15 protein-coding genes, 1 tRNA gene and 2 rRNA genes (1 of these 18 only partly in view) are annotated in these 16,743 nt (G+C 74.6%); 8 read left to right on the forward strand and 10 right to left on the reverse strand.

Annotation, left to right across the window (positions count from 1 at the left end; genetic code table 11):
• From HWY08_RS05420 to mtnP, 3 genes are all read left to right on the forward strand, one after another.
• Positions 1-888 (forward strand): 23S ribosomal RNA (locus HWY08_RS05420) (it extends 2,112 nt beyond the left edge of the window).
• Between the two features lie 136 nt (positions 889-1,024).
• Positions 1,025-1,141: ribosomal RNA gene (rrf, locus tag HWY08_RS05425) — 5S ribosomal RNA — on the forward strand.
• A gap of 113 nt (positions 1,142-1,254) precedes the next feature.
• Positions 1,255-2,133 carry an S-methyl-5'-thioadenosine phosphorylase gene (gene mtnP / locus HWY08_RS05430; RefSeq protein WP_176063701.1) on the forward strand — a complete coding sequence of 293 codons (879 nt, stop codon included), beginning with the start codon at positions 1,255-1,257 and terminating at the stop codon, positions 2,131-2,133.
• Here mtnP and HWY08_RS05435 read toward each other — a convergent pair.
• On the reverse strand, positions 2,130-2,828 hold the full coding sequence (locus HWY08_RS05435) for a UdgX family uracil-DNA binding protein (protein ID WP_176063703.1): 699 nt from the start codon (positions 2,826-2,828) through the stop codon (positions 2,130-2,132). The genes mtnP and HWY08_RS05435 overlap by 4 nt on opposite strands.
• 118 nt (positions 2,829-2,946) lie before the next feature.
• Between HWY08_RS05435 and HWY08_RS05440 the strand changes: the two genes are divergently transcribed.
• Complete coding sequence (locus HWY08_RS05440) at positions 2,947-4,275, forward strand: DUF763 domain-containing protein (protein WP_176063705.1); 1,329 nt, start codon at positions 2,947-2,949, stop codon at positions 4,273-4,275.
• A gap of 5 nt (positions 4,276-4,280) precedes the next feature.
• On the opposite strand, the gene HWY08_RS05445 is transcribed toward HWY08_RS05440, so the two are convergent.
• Genes HWY08_RS05445 through HWY08_RS05455 form a run of 3 tightly spaced genes read right to left on the reverse strand, consistent with a single transcriptional unit; the run spans position 4,281 to position 8,216 of the window.
• Entirely contained in the window at positions 4,281-5,561 is a 1,281-nt protein-coding gene (locus HWY08_RS05445) for an Nramp family divalent metal transporter (protein ID WP_176063707.1), read from the reverse strand.
• Positions 5,551-6,831, reverse strand: a complete 1,281-nt coding sequence (locus HWY08_RS05450) for a magnesium transporter MgtE N-terminal domain-containing protein (RefSeq protein WP_176063710.1) — start codon at positions 6,829-6,831, stop codon at positions 5,551-5,553. The genes HWY08_RS05445 and HWY08_RS05450 overlap by 11 nt, the downstream gene beginning before the upstream one ends.
• A gap of 11 nt (positions 6,832-6,842) precedes the next feature.
• On the reverse strand, positions 6,843-8,216 hold the full coding sequence (locus HWY08_RS05455; protein WP_176063713.1) for a carbohydrate porin: 1,374 nt from the start codon (positions 8,214-8,216) through the stop codon (positions 6,843-6,845).
• 136 nt (positions 8,217-8,352) lie between these two features.
• Here HWY08_RS05455 and HWY08_RS05460 point away from each other — a divergent pair, with 136 nt between their 5' ends.
• Both HWY08_RS05460 and HWY08_RS05465 read left to right on the forward strand, forming a co-directional pair.
• Entirely contained in the window at positions 8,353-9,456 is a 1,104-nt protein-coding gene (locus HWY08_RS05460; protein ID WP_176063715.1) for a methyltransferase, read from the forward strand.
• Between the two features lie 67 nt (positions 9,457-9,523).
• Positions 9,524-10,117 (forward strand): class I SAM-dependent methyltransferase, encoded by a 594-nt coding sequence (locus HWY08_RS05465; RefSeq protein WP_176063717.1) that lies wholly within the window; start codon positions 9,524-9,526, stop codon positions 10,115-10,117.
• A gap of 14 nt (positions 10,118-10,131) precedes the next feature.
• Here the strand turns inward: HWY08_RS05465 and HWY08_RS05470 are convergent, their stop codons facing one another.
• Positions 10,132-10,485 carry a response regulator gene (locus HWY08_RS05470; protein ID WP_176063719.1) on the reverse strand — a complete coding sequence of 118 codons (354 nt, stop codon included), beginning with the start codon at positions 10,483-10,485 and terminating at the stop codon, positions 10,132-10,134.
• A 155-nt stretch (positions 10,486-10,640) separates the two neighbouring features.
• Positions 10,641-10,716: transfer RNA gene (locus HWY08_RS05475), tRNA-Asn, on the reverse strand.
• Between the two features lie 128 nt (positions 10,717-10,844).
• Here HWY08_RS05475 and HWY08_RS22085 point away from each other — a divergent pair.
• The gene (locus HWY08_RS22085; RefSeq protein ID WP_176063722.1) at positions 10,845-11,681 is read left to right on the forward strand and encodes a SirB1 family protein; all 837 of its coding nucleotides are present in this window, start codon (positions 10,845-10,847) and stop codon (positions 11,679-11,681) included.
• 7 nt (positions 11,682-11,688) lie between these two features.
• Here HWY08_RS22085 and HWY08_RS05485 read toward each other — a convergent pair whose 3' ends face one another.
• Complete coding sequence (locus HWY08_RS05485) at positions 11,689-12,018, reverse strand: (2Fe-2S) ferredoxin domain-containing protein (RefSeq protein WP_176063724.1); 330 nt, start codon at positions 12,016-12,018, stop codon at positions 11,689-11,691.
• A gap of 129 nt (positions 12,019-12,147) precedes the next feature.
• On the opposite strand from HWY08_RS05485, the gene HWY08_RS05490 reads away from it, so the two are divergent.
• The gene (locus tag HWY08_RS05490) at positions 12,148-12,957 is read left to right on the forward strand and encodes a deiodinase-like protein (RefSeq protein ID WP_176063725.1); all 810 of its coding nucleotides are present in this window, start codon (positions 12,148-12,150) and stop codon (positions 12,955-12,957) included.
• 38 nt (positions 12,958-12,995) lie between these two features.
• Here HWY08_RS05490 and proC read toward each other — a convergent pair whose 3' ends face one another.
• The 3 genes from proC to HWY08_RS05505 form a co-directional block, all read right to left on the reverse strand.
• Positions 12,996-13,829 carry a pyrroline-5-carboxylate reductase gene (gene proC / locus HWY08_RS05495; protein ID WP_176063727.1) on the reverse strand — a complete coding sequence of 278 codons (834 nt, stop codon included), beginning with the start codon at positions 13,827-13,829 and terminating at the stop codon, positions 12,996-12,998.
• Between the two features lie 79 nt (positions 13,830-13,908).
• The gene (locus tag HWY08_RS05500) at positions 13,909-15,396 is read right to left on the reverse strand and encodes an FAD-dependent oxidoreductase (protein ID WP_176063729.1); all 1,488 of its coding nucleotides are present in this window, start codon (positions 15,394-15,396) and stop codon (positions 13,909-13,911) included.
• A complete protein-coding gene (locus HWY08_RS05505; protein ID WP_176063731.1) occupies positions 15,383-16,678 on the reverse strand; it encodes a 2Fe-2S iron-sulfur cluster-binding protein in 1,296 nt (431 codons plus the stop codon). Before HWY08_RS05505 ends, HWY08_RS05500 begins: the two co-directional genes overlap by 14 nt.
• Between the last annotated feature and the right edge of the window lie 65 nt (positions 16,679-16,743).

The following is a 16,743-nucleotide window of genomic DNA, read 5'->3' on the forward strand; positions in this document are numbered from 1 at the left end:
ATTGAAATAGCTGTGCCGATGCAGTTTACCCGCGGCAAGACGGAAAGACCCCATGAACCTTTACTACAACTTGCCACTGACACTAGGAATTGCTTGTGTAGGATAGGTGGGAGCCTATGAACCCCGGGCGCTAGCTTGGGGGGAGGCAACGGTGAAATACCACCCTGGCGATTTCTGGTGTCTAACCTAGACCCCTCATCGGGGTTGGGGACAATGGCTGGTGGGTAGTTTGACTGGGGCGGTCGCCTCCCAAAGAGTAACGGAGGCGCGCTATGGTTCCCTCAGTCTGATTGGAAACCAGACGACGAGTGCAATGGCATAAGGGAGCTTGACTGCAAGACCGACGGGTCGAGCAGGTGGGAAACCAGGTCATAGTGATCCGGTGGTTCTGTATGGAAGGGCCATCGCTCAACGGATAAAAGGTACTCTGGGGATAACAGGCTTATCGCGTCCAAGAGTTCACATCGACGACGCGGTTTGGCACCTCGATGTCGGCTCATCGCATCCTGGGGCTGGAGCAGGTCCCAAGGGTTTGGCTGTTCGCCAATTAAAGCGGTACGCGAGCTGGGTTCAAAACGTCGTGAGACAGTTTGGTCCCTATCTGCCGTGGGCGTAGGAGAAGTGAGAGGATCTGTCCTTAGTACGAGAGGACCGGGATGGACGCACCGCTGGTGTACCAGTTGTCTCGCCAGAGGCATCGCTGGGTAGCTATGTGCGGAACGGATAACCGCTGAAAGCATCTAAGCGGGAAGCCAACCTCAAGACGACTTCTCCCGGGGCGCAAGCCCCCTGAAGCCCCCTCGAAGACGACGAGGTTGATAGGCCGGAGGTGTACGCGCTGTGAGGCGCTCAGCTGACCGGTACTAATCGGGCGTGAGGCTTGGTCTCTCTTTTCTCAGGCCGTAAGGCCTTCTGTCGAGGTCGAGGTCGAGGTCCACAAGGACCGCGACCGCCGCGCTGGTCGCTTCGGTTACCCTTCGTTTCGATTGTCAGGCAGCTCGTGCTGCCAGATCTTTATAAGGTTTGCGGTGGCTATTTCGGTGGGGTCACACCCGTTCCCATCCCGAACACGGAAGTTAAGCCCACCAGAGCCGATGGTACTGCACGGGAAGCCGTGTGGGAGAGTAGGTCGCCGCCGCATCTTTTCGAAAAGCCCGCCCATGTGGCGGGCTTTTCCTTTTTGTGGGTTCGGAGCCGCTGCGCTCCGCGCTAGACTGCGACGCTTCTCGCAGCGCGACGTGTTGGAGGCGGTGCATGGCGAGCGTGATGGTGGGTGTGATCGGCGGTACCGGGCTGGGCGAGGCGCTCGGCGCCCTCGGAGGGGGCGAGGCGGTCGAGGTCGAGACGCCCTTCGGGCGGCCGTCCGGGCCGATCACGGTCACCGAGGTGGGTGGGGTCCCGGTGGCGCTGCTCTCGCGGCACGGGGACGGCCACCTCCACAGCCCCTCGCGCGTGCCCTACCGCGCCAACATCTTCGCGCTGAAGAAGCTGGGCGTGACCCACATCCTGGCGAGCGGGGCCGTGGGGAGCCTCCGCGAGGAGCTCGCCCCGCGCACGCTCGTCATCCCGGACCAGATCATCGACAAGACCTTCCGGCGGCCGGGCACGTTCTACGACGAGCTCGCCGTCCACGTGGAGCTGGCCTCCCCGTTCTGCACGCAGCTCCGCAACGTGCTCGTGCGCGGCGGCACCGGGCTCTCCACCCGGGTCCACCAGGGCGGCACCTACGTCTGCATGGAGGGCCCCCAGTTCAGCACCCGCGCCGAGAGCGAGCTGCACCGCGCCTGGGGCGCCTCGCTCATCGGGATGACCGCCATGCCCGAGGCGAAGCTCGCCCGCGAGGCCGAGATCTGCTACGCGCTCGTCGCGCTGCCCACCGACTACGACTGCTGGCGCCAGTACCCGGCGCACCTCGACCAGGCCAAGGTGATCGAGGAGATCCTGGGGAACGTGAAGGTGGCCACCCAGAACGCGCTCGAGCTCATCCGCCGCACGATCCCGCAGGTGCCGGCGCTCGCGGAGAAGGGGTGCCCGTGCCAGTCGGCGCTGGCGCTCGCCATCTGGTCCGATCGCGCCAAGCTGCCGGAGGACGTGAAGGAGAAGCTCCGACCGCTCCTCGGCAAGTACCTCTAGCCCGGGGGCGGCGCGCCCTCGCGCGCTCCCCCCGCCGCACGCGCGAGCGCCCGGCGCAGGACCTCGAGGTCCTGGACGAACCGGGCCCGCTCCGCCCGCCGCGCCTCGTCGTCGCGCGCCCGCAGGATCGACGAGGGGTGCACGGTGGCCATGACGAGCGGCGCCAGCGCGGTCGAGCGCACCTCGCCGCGGTGCTCGGTCACCTTGAACCCCTTGCCGAGCAGGGCCTGGGCCGCGGTCGCGCCCAGGCACACCACCGCCAGCGGCCGGATCGCCTCCAGCTCCGCCTCGAGCCAGGGCCGGCACGCGCTCACCTCGGCCGCGTTCGGCTTGAGATGGATGCGCCGCTTCCCGCGCGGCTCCCACTTGAAGTGCTTCACCGCGTTCGTGAGGTAGACGCGCCGGCGGTCGAGCCCCGCCTCGGCGAGCGCGGCCTCGAGCAGCCGCCCCGCCGGGCCGACGAAGGGGTGCCCCTCGCGATCCTCGCGGTCGCCGGGCTGCTCGCCGACGAGCACCACGTCGGCGCCGCGGCCACCCACCCCGAAGACGGTCTGGGTGCCGCGCTCCCACAGGTGGCAGCCGCGGCACCCGGCCGCCGCCTCGCGCAGCCGCGCCAGCGAGGCGTGCGCGGGCACGAAGGGCGCCGCCGAGGCGGCCTCGCCGCCGTCGGCGGGGTGCGGAGTGCGCCGGGCCATCGCCTCACAAGCTGGCCACCGCCCCCGCGCGCGTCAGTGGGCCGCCTTATGCTCGAGGCGGGCGGAGCTCATGAACGCGGCGAGGGCAGGGCGGGCGCCGCCGAGGGCGCCGGGCGGGATGGCCGGCCAGCGGGCGGGCACGGCCGATCTGCCGCTGCACGGCGGCAACGTCCCGCCCTGGCTCCGCGCGCGGATGGCGCGCCTCGGGCGCGTGATGGTGGAGGCGCTCGTCCTCGAGTACGGGCGGGCGGAGCTGCTGAGGCGGCTCGCCCACCCGTTCTGGTTCCAGTCGCTCGGCGCCTTCATGGGCATGGACTGGCACAGCTCCGGGATCACGACCAGCGTGCTCGGGGCCCTGAAGCGCGGGCTCGCGCCGGTGGAGCGCGAGCTGGGGGTTCACGTCTGCGGCGGGCGCGGCCGTCACGCGCGCGGCACGCCGGACGAGCTGGCGCGGGTCGGCGAGCTGACCGGGCTCGACGGCGGCGCGCTGGCGGGCGCGAGCCGCCTCGTCGCGAAGGTGGACACGGCGGCGGTGCAGGACGGCTTCGACCTCTACCTGCACGCCTTCGTGGTCACCGACGACGGGGGCTGGGCGGTCGTCCAGCAGGGCATGAACACCGGCTCCCGCCGGGCGCGGCGCTACCACTGGCTCTCGGAGGGGCTGGAGAGCTTCGTCGAGGCGCCGCACGCCGCGATCGAGGGCCAGCCAGGCGGCGCCGTGGTGAACCTCACCGACCCGCGTGCGGCCGGGGCGCGGGCGGCGCAGGTGGAGCTGGCGCGGAGCGGCCCGGACGCGGTGGTGGCCGAGGTGCGGCGCCTCCGCGACCGCGGGGCGCTGCCGGCGCTCCAGCTCCCGGCGCACCACGACGTGCGCCCGAGCGACGTCCTCCTGCGGCGCCTGCACGGCGCGATGGCGGCCGCGGCGGCGCGCGGCCCGGCCGACTTCCAGGCGCTCCTGCTCGTGCCGGGCGTGGGCGCGCGGACCGTGCTCGCCCTGGCGCTGGCGGCGGAGGTCCTGCACGGCGCGCCCTGCCGCTTCAGCGACCCGGCCCGGTTCTCGCTCGCCCACGGTGGCAAGGACGGGCACCCCTTCCCGGTGCCGCTGCGGGTCTACGACCGCACCGTGACCGTGCTCCGCGAGGCGGTGGATCGCGCCAGGCTGGGCCAGGACGACAAGCTGGCCGCGCTGCGGCGCCTCGACGCGGAGGCGCGCCGGCTGGAGGCCGCGGCGAGCGGGCCCGGGCTCCAGGACTTCCTCGCGGACGAGCGCGCGAGGAGCGCCGAAGTGGGCGGCAGGAGCGTGTTTGGGCCTTCGACCGCGACCGCGACCGCGACCGCGACCGCGACTCCGACCGCGACTCCGACCGCGACCTCGAACTCGACCGCGACTCCGACCGCGACGGCTCGGACGCGGACAGTCCCCGCGCAGCTGCGCCTGTTCCGCTGAGCGCGCTACGCGAACAGGTCGCGCACCCCCGTCGCCACCAGGTACAGCGTCAGCACGATCATGATGGCGGTGGTGGCCCAGGCGATGGCGTTGAACCAGGGGCCGTTGCGGTGCTCGCCCATGAGCTTCGGCTTGTTCACGAGGAGCAGCATGAAGATGAGGATGAAGGGCAGCAGCATGCCGTTCACCACCTGGGAGACGAGCATGATCTTGAGCAGCGGCAGGTGCGGGACGAGGACCACCGCCGCGCCCAGCGCCACGATCCCGGTGTAGAGCCCGTAGAACTGCCGCGCCTCGCCCCACTTCTTGTCGATCCCCGACTCCCAGCCGAACGCCTCGCAGATGTAGTAGGCGGTGGCGAGCGGAAGGATCGACGCGGCGAAGAACGAGGCGTTGTAGAGGCCGAACGCGAAGAGCCAGGAGGCGTAGCGCCCCGCCAGCGGGGCCAGCGCCTGCGCCGCCTGATCCGCCGTGTCCACCTTGACGCCCGCCTTGAACAGGGTGGCGGCGCAGGCGGCGATGATGAAGAAGGCCACCACGTCGGTGATGACGCAGCCGACGATCACGTCGAGCCGGGAGTGCTTGTAGTGCTCGGGCTTGATCCCCTTCTCCACCACCGCGGACTGCAGGTAGAACTGCATCCAGGGGGCGATGGTGGTGCCGACCACGCCGATGAGCATCGCGGCGTATCCGCCGCCGGCCTCGAAGCGCGGGGTGACGGTCTCCTTCAGCACCGCCCCCCAGTCCGGGTGGGAGAGGATCGCGCTCACCGGGTAGGCCACGTAGAACACGCACGCCACCAGGAACACCTTCTCCACCTGGCGGTAGGTGCCCTTCAGCACCAGCAGCCAGACCGCCAGCGCGGTGAGCGGGACGGAGATCCAGGGTGGGACGCCGAAGATGGAGACGCTCGCCGCCACGCCCGAGAACTCGGCGATGGTGTTGCCGACGTCGGCCACCAGCAGGGCCAGCATGATCCAGAAGGTGACCTTCACCCCGTAGCTCTCGCGGATGAGGTCGGCGAGCCCCTTGCCCGTCATCACGCCCATGCGGGCGCTCATCTCCTGCACCACGATGAGCGCCACGGTGATGGGGAGGAGCGTCCACAGCAGCCGGGTCCCGTACTGCGCGCCCGCCAGTGAGTAGACGGTGATCCCGCCGGCGTCGTTGTCGACGTTGGCGGTGATGATCCCCGGCCCCACCACCGAGAGGAAGACCAGCACGTTGCGCCACAGGTGCCGCCGCGGGGCGGCGGCCGTGGCCGCGAGCTGGGGCTCAGCGGTCATCGAGCACCTCGGAGAGGATGTCGTCCACGGTCACCATGCCCTGCAGCACCCCCAGCTCGTCCACCACCGGCACCGACACGAGGTTGTACTTCGCCGCCGCGTCCGCCACGTCGCGCAGGCGGGCGCTCGGCTCGACCGTGGCGGGGGGCTCGCGCGCGATGCTGGCCAGCCGCGCCGCCGGCTCCGCCAGGAGCAGGTCGCGCAGGTTGCACTCGCCGACGAGCAGGCCCGAGCGCTCGGTGAGGAAGATCTCGTAGACGAGGGGGAGGTCGTCCGCGCGCCGCCGGATCTGCGCCAGCGCGTCCGCCACCGTCTCCTCCGGCCGCAGCTCGATGCGATCGGGCGTCATGAGGCCGCCGGCGGAGTCGGGCGCGTAGCCGAGGAGGCGCTGCACCTCGCGCGCCTCGGGTCGCTCCATGGCGCCCAGGAGCTCCTGCCGCGCCTCGTGCGGCAGCTCGCCGAGGACGTCGGCCGCCTCGTCGGGCGCCATCTCCTCCAGGATGTCGGCCGCCTTGTCGGGCGGCACCTCCTCGAGGAGCTGCGCCGTCACCTCCGGCGGCGCCTCCTCCAGCGTCTCGGCGGCGGTCTCGGCGTCCAGGCGCTGCAGGAGCCGCCCGCGCTGCCCGCGGTCGAGCTCCTCCATGATCTCGGCCAGGTCGGCGGGGTGGATCTGCGCCAGCGCGCGCTGCGCCACCTCGATCCGCACGCGGCCCGGGGCGCTGTCGAGCGGCTGGACCAGCTTCCACGGCAGGAGCTGGTCGGCGACGAGGTAGTGCGCGGCGGGCCGCACCGTCCGCACGGCGCGGTCGACCGCCCGCTCCCACCCGAGCCGGCGCACCAGCCCCCGGAACCCGACGTCCACGTGGGCGACGCGGAGCTGGCCGCGCGTGACGAGGAAGTGCACGTCGTTCACGCGCACCAGCTTCGCGCCCTCGACGTCCACGATCTGCCGGTCGAGGAGATCCTCGCGGACGGACAGCCGGTCCGGGCCGTGCTCGGCCACGGCCGCGGTGCTCGGGGCGCCCGGCGCGAGGTGGATGGCGTCCCCGGTCACTTCGGCCACCGCGGCCCAGGGCACCTCCCGCCGCTCCTTGCCGGCCGCGAGGACGGCGGTGATCGCGGGCGGGTAGGGCTCGCCGGTGTGCACCACCAGGTCGACGAGCTTGCCCGCCCGGGCGCCGTCCGCGCCCACGACCGCGCGGCCGAGGAGCTCGGACAGGAAGAGGAACCGCGGGTCGCCGTTGCCGGAGGATGGGATGGACGTGGACATGCGCGGCTCCCTCACAGATGCGCGTGCAGGCGCACGCCGGCGACGACGGCGGGCCCCCGGTCGGCGTTCATGCCCGGGTGGAGGATCCCCTGGAGGTCGGCGTCGAGGCGGAGCGGCCTCGCCAGGGCGAAGGAGTAGTACGCCTCGGCCAGGCACTCCCACGCGTAGCGCAGGGCGCCGTCGCCGAGCTGGAACCCCCGCCCGCCGGCGGCCAGGTAGTCGGCGTGGGCGCGGGAGAGGCCGTTCGCGGCGAGCCCCAGCCCGGCCCGGTCGGCCGGGCGGCGCCAGCCGGCCCCCGCCAGCTCGACGCCGCCGGAGACGGAGCGGTCGATCTCGGTGAAGGCGAAGCTCTCCGTCGCGCCGTCGTTCGCCCCGGCGCGCGCGAAGCCCAGCGCGCCCGGCGCGAGCTGCTGCTGGACGAGCAGCCCCGCCCCGTACTTGAGGGCGCCCCGCCGCCGCGCCGCGGCGACGTCCGGGGAACCGGCGGGCGCGGCGGCGAGCGCGTCGCGGTAGGAGCCCATCCGCGCGTGGTTCAGGAAGAGGAGCAGCTTGGCCGAGCCCGGCGCCCCGCCGGCGCCCCAGCGCACCTCGCCCTCCACCATCTCGGAGCGGGCGTGCGCGAGGTCGCCGTCGAGGTCCGGGCCGTTGGCGCGGGTCGGCATCATGGCCAGCGCGGCGCGCAGGGCGAACCCGGGGGTCTCGAGCGCGGCCAGCGCGGCCCAGGTGTACCCGCGCACGTCGGCGGCGTAGTCCCAGGCGCCCTCGTTCATGAGCGCCCAGTTCATGAAGCGGTGGCGCGGGTCGCTCGAGGCGTCGGCGAGGTCGAAGACGTCGTTCGCGCCGAGCTTGCCGACCGTCAGCTCGAGCCGCGAGGCGGGCTTCGCGCCGCCCAGGCCGGCGGCGCCGGCGGCCATGAAGCGCGCCTCGGGATCGCCCGCCTCGGCGGCGACCCGCTCCGGAGACAGCGCCAGGACGTGCTGGTAGAAGGCGCGCGCCAGGTACGGGCTCGAGCCGAGGGTGGGGACGCGCACGATGTCGCCGTCCACGTAGCCGCCGAGCCCGCTCGCGTTGGGCATGCCGCGGCCGTTCGCGTACTCGGGGGCGACGACGATCGTCCCGCCCGGCCAGGGCGCGGCGCCGAGGAAGAGGGTGGTGGTGAGCGACCAGCCGGTGGCGGCGCCCGGGCCGAAGCTGAGGTCGCGGCTCGCGTACGGCGAGCGCAGGGCAGGGTGCCACTGGCCCACCGCGGTCACCTGGCCGGCCGCCGCCACGAGCTCCCGGCCCGGCTCGTCGGCGCGGGCCACCCCCGGCGCGAGCGCCCACGCCGCGACGGCGATCAGGAGCGCGCGGCGGGACGCACGTCGGCGCGGAGGGCGGAGTCGCATCTTGGGGGCGCCTGCATGTCCGAGAGGATCTCCGCCGGGAAAACTGGCCGTACTTACGCTGGCGCCCCGAGGGTGTCAAACGAACAAAGCGCGCCGCGCCGGGTGCGAGCGCGCCGCGCCCCGCTTACGAGCGGGCATGCTCGAACTCGCCCGCCCCGGGCCGCTCCGCCCGCCTCGCCTGGTCCTCCGGGCCGCGGTCGCCCTGCGCCGGGGGCTGCTCGCGCTGGCGGACGCGATCGTGCCGCCGCAGCTCCCGCTCTTCGAGCAGTCCATGGGCGTCGCCCGCACCCAGCTCCTGCGCCAGGCGGTCCGGCTCGGGATCGCCGAGCGCCTGGAGGCGGGTCCCCGCGCGGCCCAGGAGCTGGCGCGGGAGGCCGGCGTGCAGCCGGACGTCCTGCACCGGGTGCTGCGCGCCCTGGCGGCGGGTGGCGTGTTCGCGCTCCGGCCCGACGGGAAGTTCGCGAACAACCGCCTCTCCCGCGCGCTCCGCGCCGCGGCGCCCGCATCGGCCGGCGCGCTCGCGGCGTACCTCGGCTCGGGGTCGAACGCGGCGGCGTGGGCGGACCTGGAGGCGACCGTCGCCACCGGCCAGAGCGCATTCCGCCGGGTCCACGGCGCCAGCGTGTGGGAGTGGCTCGCACGGCACGACGGCGAGCGGCGCACCTTCGCCGAGGCGATGGGGCACGTCACCGAGCTCGACGCCCCCGCCATCGCGGCCGGCTATCCCTTCGGCGAGCTCGACCTGGTCTGCGACGTCGCGGGGGGCCGGGGCGCCCTCCTCTCCGAGATCCTGCGCCGCCACCCCCGGCCGCGCGGCGTGCTCCTCGACGAGGCGGCGGTGCTGGCCGAGGCGCCGGCCTTCCTGGCCGGGCGGGGCGTGGCCGGGCGGGTCACCTGCCACGCGGGCAGCATCTTCGAGGCGGTGCCGCCGGGGTGCGACGCCTACCTCCTCAAGGACGTGCTGCACGACTGGGACGACGCCGCCTGCCTGCGCATCCTCGCCGCCTGCCGCCGGGCGGCGCGCCGCGGGGCGCGGGTCCTGGTGGCGGAGGTGCTGCTGGAGCGCGCCGAGGCCAGCTCGCCGGGCGCGCTCACCGACGTGCAGATGATGACCGTCTGCGAGCAGGGCCGGCAGCGGAGCGCCGCCGAGCTGCAGGCGCTGCTCGCCCGGGCGGGGTTCAGCCCCGGGCCCGTCCGCGCGCTCGCGGCGGCGGTGAGCCTGGTGGAGGCGGTCGGGTGAGGCGATACTGCCGCCGGGCGAGGTCCGCCGCCGGCCGGCGCCGCGACCGCCGCCGGGAGGAGCGACCATGAGCGGGCCCGTCCGAGACTTCGAGGCCGCCTACCAGGCCGGCGACCCGCCGTGGGACCTCGGCGCGCCGCAGCCGGAGGTGGTGCGGCTGGCGGACGAGGGCGCCTTCCGCGGCACCGTGCTCGACGCCGGCTGCGGCACGGGCGAGAACGCGCTCCTCCTGGCGTCGCGCGGGCTCGCGGTGATGGGCGTCGACGGGGCGCCGGCGGCCATCGCGCGGGCGCAGGCCAAGGCCGCGGCGCGCGGGCTCGCGGTGCCGTTCGCCGTCGCCGACGCGCTCGACCTCGCGGCGCTGCGCCAGCGCTTCGACACGGTCCTCGACTGCGGGCTCTTCCACGTCTTCGACGACGACGATCGCAAGCGCTACGCCCGCTCGCTCGGCGACGCCGTCGGCTCCGGCGGCCAGGTCCAGCTGCTGTGTTTCAGCGACGAGGAGCCGCCCGGCGCCGGGCCGCGCCGCGTCTCGGAGTGGGACCTCAAGACGGCGTTCCGGGGGATCTTCGTGCTGACCCGCATCCGCCCTGGCCGCTTCGAGAGCCGCCTGCACGCCGGCGGGGCCCGCGCCTGGGTGGCCACGCTGACGCGGCTGTGAGGGACGGTGGTCCGCTACGGTCCGCCCGTGAACTCCCACACCGTGTCGAGCAGCTCGTCGAGGTCGCAGGGCTTCGAGAAGTGCCGCTCGGCCGGGACCTTCTCGTCCTTCACCGCCGACAGCACCACCACCGGGATGCTCGAGATCTCCGGGTCGTGCAGCTGCGCCTCCCGGAACTGCCAGCCGTCCATCACCGGCATCATGAGGTCGAGCAGCACCAGCGAGGCCGGCTCGCGGTGCAGCTTCTCGAGCGCCTCCCGTCCGTTGGCCGCCTCGAGGACCTCGAAGCCCTCCTCGTCGAGCGCCTCCGCGATGGCCTCGCGGATGAGGTGATCGTCCTCGACCACCATGACCTTGCGGTGTGCCATTCCCACGAAAGATGCTCTCCGGCCGAGGAGAAGCATGGGCCAGAGGGGGGCCTCTACCCGGACGCGGCGCCCAGGCGCCCGCCCGGCCGCCCCTCGACGGCCAGAAAAAAAGAGAGGCCCGCGTCGCGGCGGGCCTCTCGAACGGCTCGGAAAACTGGCTCCCCAGGCAAGACTCGAACTTGCGACCCGGTGATTAACAGTCACCTGCTCTGCCAACTGAGCTACTGGGGAATGACCGGGGCGCGAATCCTACGAAGGGGCCCCCCCGCTGTCAACGATCTCCCGCGATCTCTCGTCGCCCGGGCTCCCCGGTCGGGCGGGGGAGGAGCCGGCCGCGGGCGAGTCGATATACTCGGCGCGTGCCCGCCCTCGGCGACAACCCGGCCCGCCGCCGCTTCGCGGCGCTCATCGCCCGGCGGAAGGTCCCGCTCGCCGAGGCGGCGCTCGCGCTCGCGGCGGAGGAGTACCCCCACCTCGAGCCGGCGCGCTACCTGGGGCAGCTGGGCGAGCTGGCCGCCGAGGTCGAGGCCCGCCTGCCGGCGCGCCGCGACAGCGCCAGCGTGCTGCGCGCGCTCCGGGCGGTGCTGTTCGAGGAGCACCGGTTCCGCGGCAACGACCAGGCGTACTACGACCCGCGCAACTCGTTCCTCAACGAGGTGCTGGAGCGGCAGCTCGGCATCCCGATCACGCTCGCGCTCGTCTACATCGAGGTCGCCTCGCGGGTCGGCCTCACCCTGCACGGGGTCGGGTTCCCCGGGCACTTCCTCGTGAAGTACGTCGCGGGCTCGCGCGAGGTCTTCATCGACCCGTACCACGGCGGCGAGATCCTCTCCGGCGAGGAGTGCGTGGCCCGCTTCCAGGCGCGCGCCCCGGGCCGGCCGCTCGACCCGCGCCACCTCGACGCGGTCTCGGCGCGGCAGATCCTCGCGCGCATGCTGCACAACCTGAAGAAGATCTACGTCGAGGCGGGCGACGATGTCCGCGCCCTGTGGGTCACCGACCGGCTGGTGCTGCTCGCACCCGACGACCCGGCGGAGCGGCGGGACCGCGGCCTCGTCGAGGCGCGCCTGGGCGGCCAGTCGGCGGCCCTCTCGGACCTCGAGTTCTACCTGGCGGCGGCGCCCCACGCCGAGGACGCCGGCGAGGTGCGCGACCTCTGCGAGCAGCTGCGGGGAAACGCCGGCTACCTCAACTGACGCGCCCTCACCCCGACCGGCGGTTCAGCTCCGGGACCATGAGGCGCGCCACCGGCTCGCCGCCGACGAGGTGGCGCTCGACCAGCTCCGGCACGTCCTCGACGGTGACGTGGCCGTACCAGATCCCCTCCGGGTAGACGACGATCGACGGTCCGTACGCGCAGGCGTCGAGGCAGCCGGCGGCGTTGGCGCGCACCTGCCCCTTGAGCCCGCGCCGGTTCAGCTCCTCCTTGAGCGCCCGGCGGATCGCCTCGCTCCCCTTGCAGGCGCAGCTGCCGCGGGGGTCGTCGGCGGGGCGCCGGTTCTCGCACACGAAGACGTGATGTCGGAAGCGCACCCCCGAGGTCTAATCGCCCGCGCGGGCCCGGGCTCGCGCGCCCCACGCGCCTTCCCGGGGGTGGGGGACGCGCGGGCGCCGGCGAGGCGCCATCTTCTCTCCTGGCGCGCGGCGCGAGGAGGCATCCCCGTGGACTACCGGTTCGATCGTTTCCGGCGGGAGCAGCTCATCCAGGACCTCTCGTTCCGGGCCGGGCAGGAGCCGGGGTGGCAGGTACCCGACTTCGACCTCCCGACGGTGTCCGGGGGGCGCGTCCGCAAGGCCGACTTCATGGGGCAGCGGCCGGTGCTGTTCACCTTCGGCTCGCTCACCGACCCCATGACGGCCAGCGCGGACGGGGTGCTCTCCCGGCTCCACCAGGAGTTCTGCGAGGAGGTGGCGTTCGTGACGGTGTACGTGCGCGAAGCGCACCCCGGAGAGCACATCCCGCAGCCCTCCACCTTCGACGAGAAGATGCGCAACGCCCGGGTGCTGCGCGCGCGCGACGGGATCGCCTGGACGGTGGCGGTGGACGACCTCGACGGCGGGTTCCACCGGGCGCTCGGCGCCAACGCCAACGCCGCCCACCTCATGGACGCGAACGGGAACGTCGCCTTCCGCACGCTGTGGTCGAACGACGAGCGCGTGCTCCGGTCGGCGCTGGCGGCCATCGCGCGCGGCGCCCCCGAGCACCCCTTCGAGCGCGAGCGGCGGGTGGTGCCGATGGCGCTCGGGCTCTCGCGCGTGGACGAGGTGGTGCGGGCGGCGGGGCCGAGCGCGCTCGAGGACCTCCGGCGCGAGGCGCCGGTGGTGTACGCGGCGGCGGAGCTGGCCTGGGCCTGGCGCGCGCTCACGCCGCTCGGGCGCCTCGCGGCCGTGGCCGCCGGCGCCGCGGTGACCGCGGGGCTGTGGGCCGGCCTGCGCTGGGTCCTCCGCCCGGCGCGCCGCCGCCTCGCCTAGCGCGGACGCCGGCGAGCACGCGGGCGGGCGCCCGCCGGTCAGTCGTCCTTCTCCAGGAACTTCTCGCCCAGCTCGCGCGAGCGGCGGGTGGCGGCCTCGACGGCGTCCATGAGCGTCGTGCGCAGGCCGCCCGCCTCCAGCGTGTGCAGGCCGGCGATGGCCGTGCCGCCCGGGCTCGTCACCTGGTCCTTGAGCCGGCCCGGGTGCTCGCCGGTGTCGATGAGGAGCTTCGCCGACCCGAGCACCGTCTGCGCGGCGAGCTCCTGGGCGGTGGCGCGCGGCAGGCCGACCTTCACGCCCGCGTCGCTGAGCGCCTCGATGATGAGGAAGATGTACGCCGGCCCGCTGCCGGAGAGCCCGGTCACGGCGTCGAGCAGCCCCTCGTCCACGACCGCCGTCTTCCCGATGGCGTCGAAGAGCGCGCGCGCCTGGGCCAGGTCCGCCTCGGTGGCGTGCTCGCCGGCCGAGAGCGCGGTGGCGCCCGCGCCGACGAGGGCGGGGGTGTTGGGCATGGTGCGGACGATGCGGACCCCGTGGCCGAGTTTGCGCTCGATGGCCTCGATGGGCACCCCGGCGGCGATGGAGATGACGAGCTTCTTGTCGTCGAGCACCGGCGCGATCTCGGCCAGGAGCTTGTTCATCACCTGCGGCTTCACCGACAGGACGACGAGCTCGCACCGCTCGACCGCCTCGCGGTTGGAGCGGGTGAACTCCACCCCGTAACGCTGCTTCAGCTCCGGCCCGCGCGCCTCGTTGCGGTCGCTGCAGACGATCTCGCGCGGCTCGGCGACGCCGGCGCGGAGGAGCCCCTTCACCAGTGCCTCGGCCATGTTGCCGGCGCCGAGGAACGCGATGCGCTTTCCGAGTGACATGTGAGGGACTGTAGCCGATCGGCGCCGCTCTGGCGCGGGGCCGGTGGGCCTCGCGCGACCACGCCCGCCCGCCACCCCGTCACCCGATGATGAACTCCTCGCGCGCCAGCGCCCCCCGCGCGAAGCGGTCCACCGTGAACCGGGTGAAGATCTCGTCCGGCGGCCCGCCCGCCATCCAGCCGGCCATGAGCTCCGCCACCGCCGGCGCCATCATGAAGCCGTGGCCGACGAACCCGGACAGCTGGAGGAAGTTCTCGAACCCCGCCGCGCCGAGGATGGGGTTGTTGTCCGGGGTGACGTCGTAGCAGCCCGCCCACTGCCGCACGACGCGCAGGTGGCCGGTGGCGGGCGCGCAGGCCGTGATCGCGCGCGCGAACCGCGCCAGGAAGCGGAGGCTCGTGCCCAGCTCGAGCCCCTCCGGCTCCTCGGGATCCCCCATCCCCCCCACCAGCTCGCCGCGCTGCGACTGCGAGAAGTAGAGCCCGTTCCCCAGCACGGACACGAGCGGCCCGAGCCAGGGCGTCATCGCCTCGGTGACCAGGATCTCGTGCCGGGTGGGCCGGTTCGGGAGCGCCACCCCGCAGAGGGCGGCCACCTCCTTCGACCAGGCGCCGGCGGCGTTCACCACCGTCTCGCAGGCGACCCGCCCGCGGTCCGTCACCACCGCCGTGAGCCGCGCCCCCTGCCGCTCGAAGCCGGTGACCCGGGTGAAGGTGGCGACCTGGGCGCCGAGCGCCTGCGCCCGCGCCGCGTAGCCCCACAGGAACGGCCAGGGGAAGACCACCGCGTCGTCCGGGTTCCACGACGCCGCCAGGAAGCGCCGCCGGTCGAGCTGCGGGACGACCTCGCACGCCTCGTCGGGCGTGACGAGCCGGGTGCGGAGCCCGTTCGCCTCGTGCACCGGCAAGGTCCGCTCCAGCCAGCCCACCTGCGCCGGGCCGGGCGCGAGGAACAGGTACCCGCCCCGGCGCATCCAGACGTTCACGCCCAGCTCCACCGCGAACCTCCGGCAGAGCTCGAGCGAGCGCTTCGCCAGCCGGATGAGGGTGGGGGTGGTCCACTGCGCGCGGACGCCGCCGCCGTTCCGCCCGGAGGCGCCGGCGTTGAGGTAGCCGCGCTCGAGGACGAGGACGTCGGTCACCCCGCGCCGGGCGAGCTCGCTGGCGAGCGCGAGCCCCATGATCCCGCCGCCCACCACCACCACGTCCGCGCGCGCCGGCAGCGCGGCCGAGGGGCGGGGGAGCTGCTCGGGCGGGCGCGGGGCCGGCTCGCCGCGGCCGCCGCCGAGCGGCAGCGAGGCCGGGTCGAGCCCGGCCAGCGCCGAGAGCGCGACCGGGTCGCAGGGCGGACGGATCGTGAACGGCGCCACCTCGGCCGGGGTGGCCCCGAGCCGCAGCAGCTCCTGCGCGACGAGCGCCAGGCAGCTCTTGCCCTGGCAGGGGCCGGTGCCGAAGCCGGTGTACCGCTTCACCGACTCGAGGTCGCGGTGGCCCGCCTGGAAGGCGCGCCGCACCTCGGCCCGCGTCACGTCCTCGCAGGCGCAGAGGAGGGTCTTAGCCGTCGGCACGCGCCGCCTCCCCGGCGCGGCGCCCCGCGCGCGCCGCCTCCGCCGCCGTGGCCGGGCCGGTCGCCTCGCCCGCGACCCGCAGGCCGGGCACCCCCGTGGCGCCGTCGGCGGCCGCCCGCACCCGGTAGCCGCCGCTCACGAGCTCGAGCTCGACCTCCGCTCCGGCCTGCCGCGCCAGCTCGGAGGCGGGCGCGCGTGGCCCGGCCCAGGCGAGCGCGTCGCAGCGCACGCGCTCCGAGCCCACCGTCGCCGCCGCGAGCCGCCGCCGCCCGTGCGCGAGGAGCACCTCCTCCGCCCGGCGCACCGCCACGCCGGCCGCCTCGAGCCGCGCCGCCACCGCCGCCGCCTCGGCCCCGCCGCCGGCGACGAGCGCCCGCGCGCCGGGCACGACCCCGTCCTCCGCCAGCGCGCGCGCCAGGGCGCGCGCGGCGAAGATGCCGGGCAGGTCGTTGCGGGGAAAGACGGGCGGGAGCGCGAAGCTTCCGGGGGCGAGCACGAGCCGGGGCGCGCGGGCGAGCCGCAGCCGCGGCGGACCGCCCTCCGGCCGGAGCAGGACGCGCGGGAGCCCGCCGTCGCGCCAGACGCCGAGCGCGGTGAGCCCGGTGGCCACCTCGCCGCCGCTCCGCGCCACCGCCGCCGCCACCTCGCGCGCCCAGGCGAGCGGCGGGTCGCCGGGGAGCGCCAGCCCCGCGCGCAGCCGGCCCCCCAGCGCGCCGTCCGACTCGGCCAGGAGGACGCGCAGCCCGGCGTCAGCGAGCGCCTCGGCGGCCGCGAGCCCCGCCGGACCGCCCCCGACCACCACCGCGTCGAACGCCTCGTCGGGCGCGGCCGGCGCGGTGGGCGGAGGCGGGGCCGAGGCGAGCGCCCCCGTCCCGGCCAGGCGGCGTGAGAAGGCCACCGCGGCGCGGTTGGCGACCTGGCTCCAGGTGGCGAGGTGGTGCACGTCGAGGCCGCGCGCGAAGGCGAGGTCCACCGCGCCGAGGAGGTCGCGCCGGGCGGTGGGGAGCGCGTGCTGGCTCTCCACGACGAGCCCGGGGCGGCAGGGGACCCGGCAGGTGCGCTGGTTCGGCACGCCGTCGACGCGCGCCAGGCAGGCGTGGCACGAGCCGGCCAGGCAGAACGCACCGCGCGGCCGGTGGTACTTGGCGCTCCGCGCGACGAGCGCCTCGCCCGCGGCGAGCAGCGCCACCGCGACGCTCTCCCCGGCGCGCGCCGGCAGCGGGCGGCCGTCCACCTCGAAGGTGCAGTCGGGCGCGAAGCGCGGGTCGGCGAGGCGCGGCATCGTGGGGCGCGGCGGGCGGTAGATAGCCGCGCCCCGCGGCGCGCGCGACCTCCGGGCCTACGCCC

This window comes from Anaeromyxobacter diazotrophicus (genome assembly GCF_013340205.1).
GTDB lineage: Bacteria > Myxococcota > Myxococcia > Myxococcales > Anaeromyxobacteraceae > Anaeromyxobacter_A > Anaeromyxobacter_A diazotrophicus.

What these genes read in the sequence shown, in the direction of transcription:
- proC (WP_176063727.1), bottom strand. Translation starts at nt 13,829, where the DNA reads ATGTCACTCGGAAAGCGCATCGCGTTCCTCGGCGCCGGCAACATGGCC.
- HWY08_RS05450 (WP_176063710.1), bottom strand. Translation starts at nt 6,831, where the DNA reads ATGTCCACGTCCATCCCATCCTCCGGCAACGGCGACCCGCGGTTCCTC.
- mtnP (WP_176063701.1), top strand. Translation starts at nt 1,255, where the DNA reads ATGGCGAGCGTGATGGTGGGTGTGATCGGCGGTACCGGGCTGGGCGAG.
- HWY08_RS05465 (WP_176063717.1), top strand. Translation starts at nt 9,524, where the DNA reads ATGAGCGGGCCCGTCCGAGACTTCGAGGCCGCCTACCAGGCCGGCGAC.
- HWY08_RS05435 (WP_176063703.1), bottom strand. Translation starts at nt 2,828, where the DNA reads ATGGCCCGGCGCACTCCGCACCCCGCCGACGGCGGCGAGGCCGCCTCG.
- HWY08_RS05505 (WP_176063731.1), bottom strand. Translation starts at nt 16,678, where the DNA reads ATGCCGCGCCTCGCCGACCCGCGCTTCGCGCCCGACTGCACCTTCGAG.
- HWY08_RS05470 (WP_176063719.1), bottom strand. Translation starts at nt 10,485, where the DNA reads ATGGCACACCGCAAGGTCATGGTGGTCGAGGACGATCACCTCATCCGC.
- HWY08_RS05455 (WP_176063713.1), bottom strand. Translation starts at nt 8,216, where the DNA reads ATGCGACTCCGCCCTCCGCGCCGACGTGCGTCCCGCCGCGCGCTCCTG.
- HWY08_RS05460 (WP_176063715.1), top strand. Translation starts at nt 8,353, where the DNA reads ATGCTCGAACTCGCCCGCCCCGGGCCGCTCCGCCCGCCTCGCCTGGTC.
- HWY08_RS05440 (WP_176063705.1), top strand. Translation starts at nt 2,947, where the DNA reads ATGGCCGGCCAGCGGGCGGGCACGGCCGATCTGCCGCTGCACGGCGGC.
- HWY08_RS05445 (WP_176063707.1), bottom strand. Translation starts at nt 5,561, where the DNA reads ATGACCGCTGAGCCCCAGCTCGCGGCCACGGCCGCCGCCCCGCGGCGG.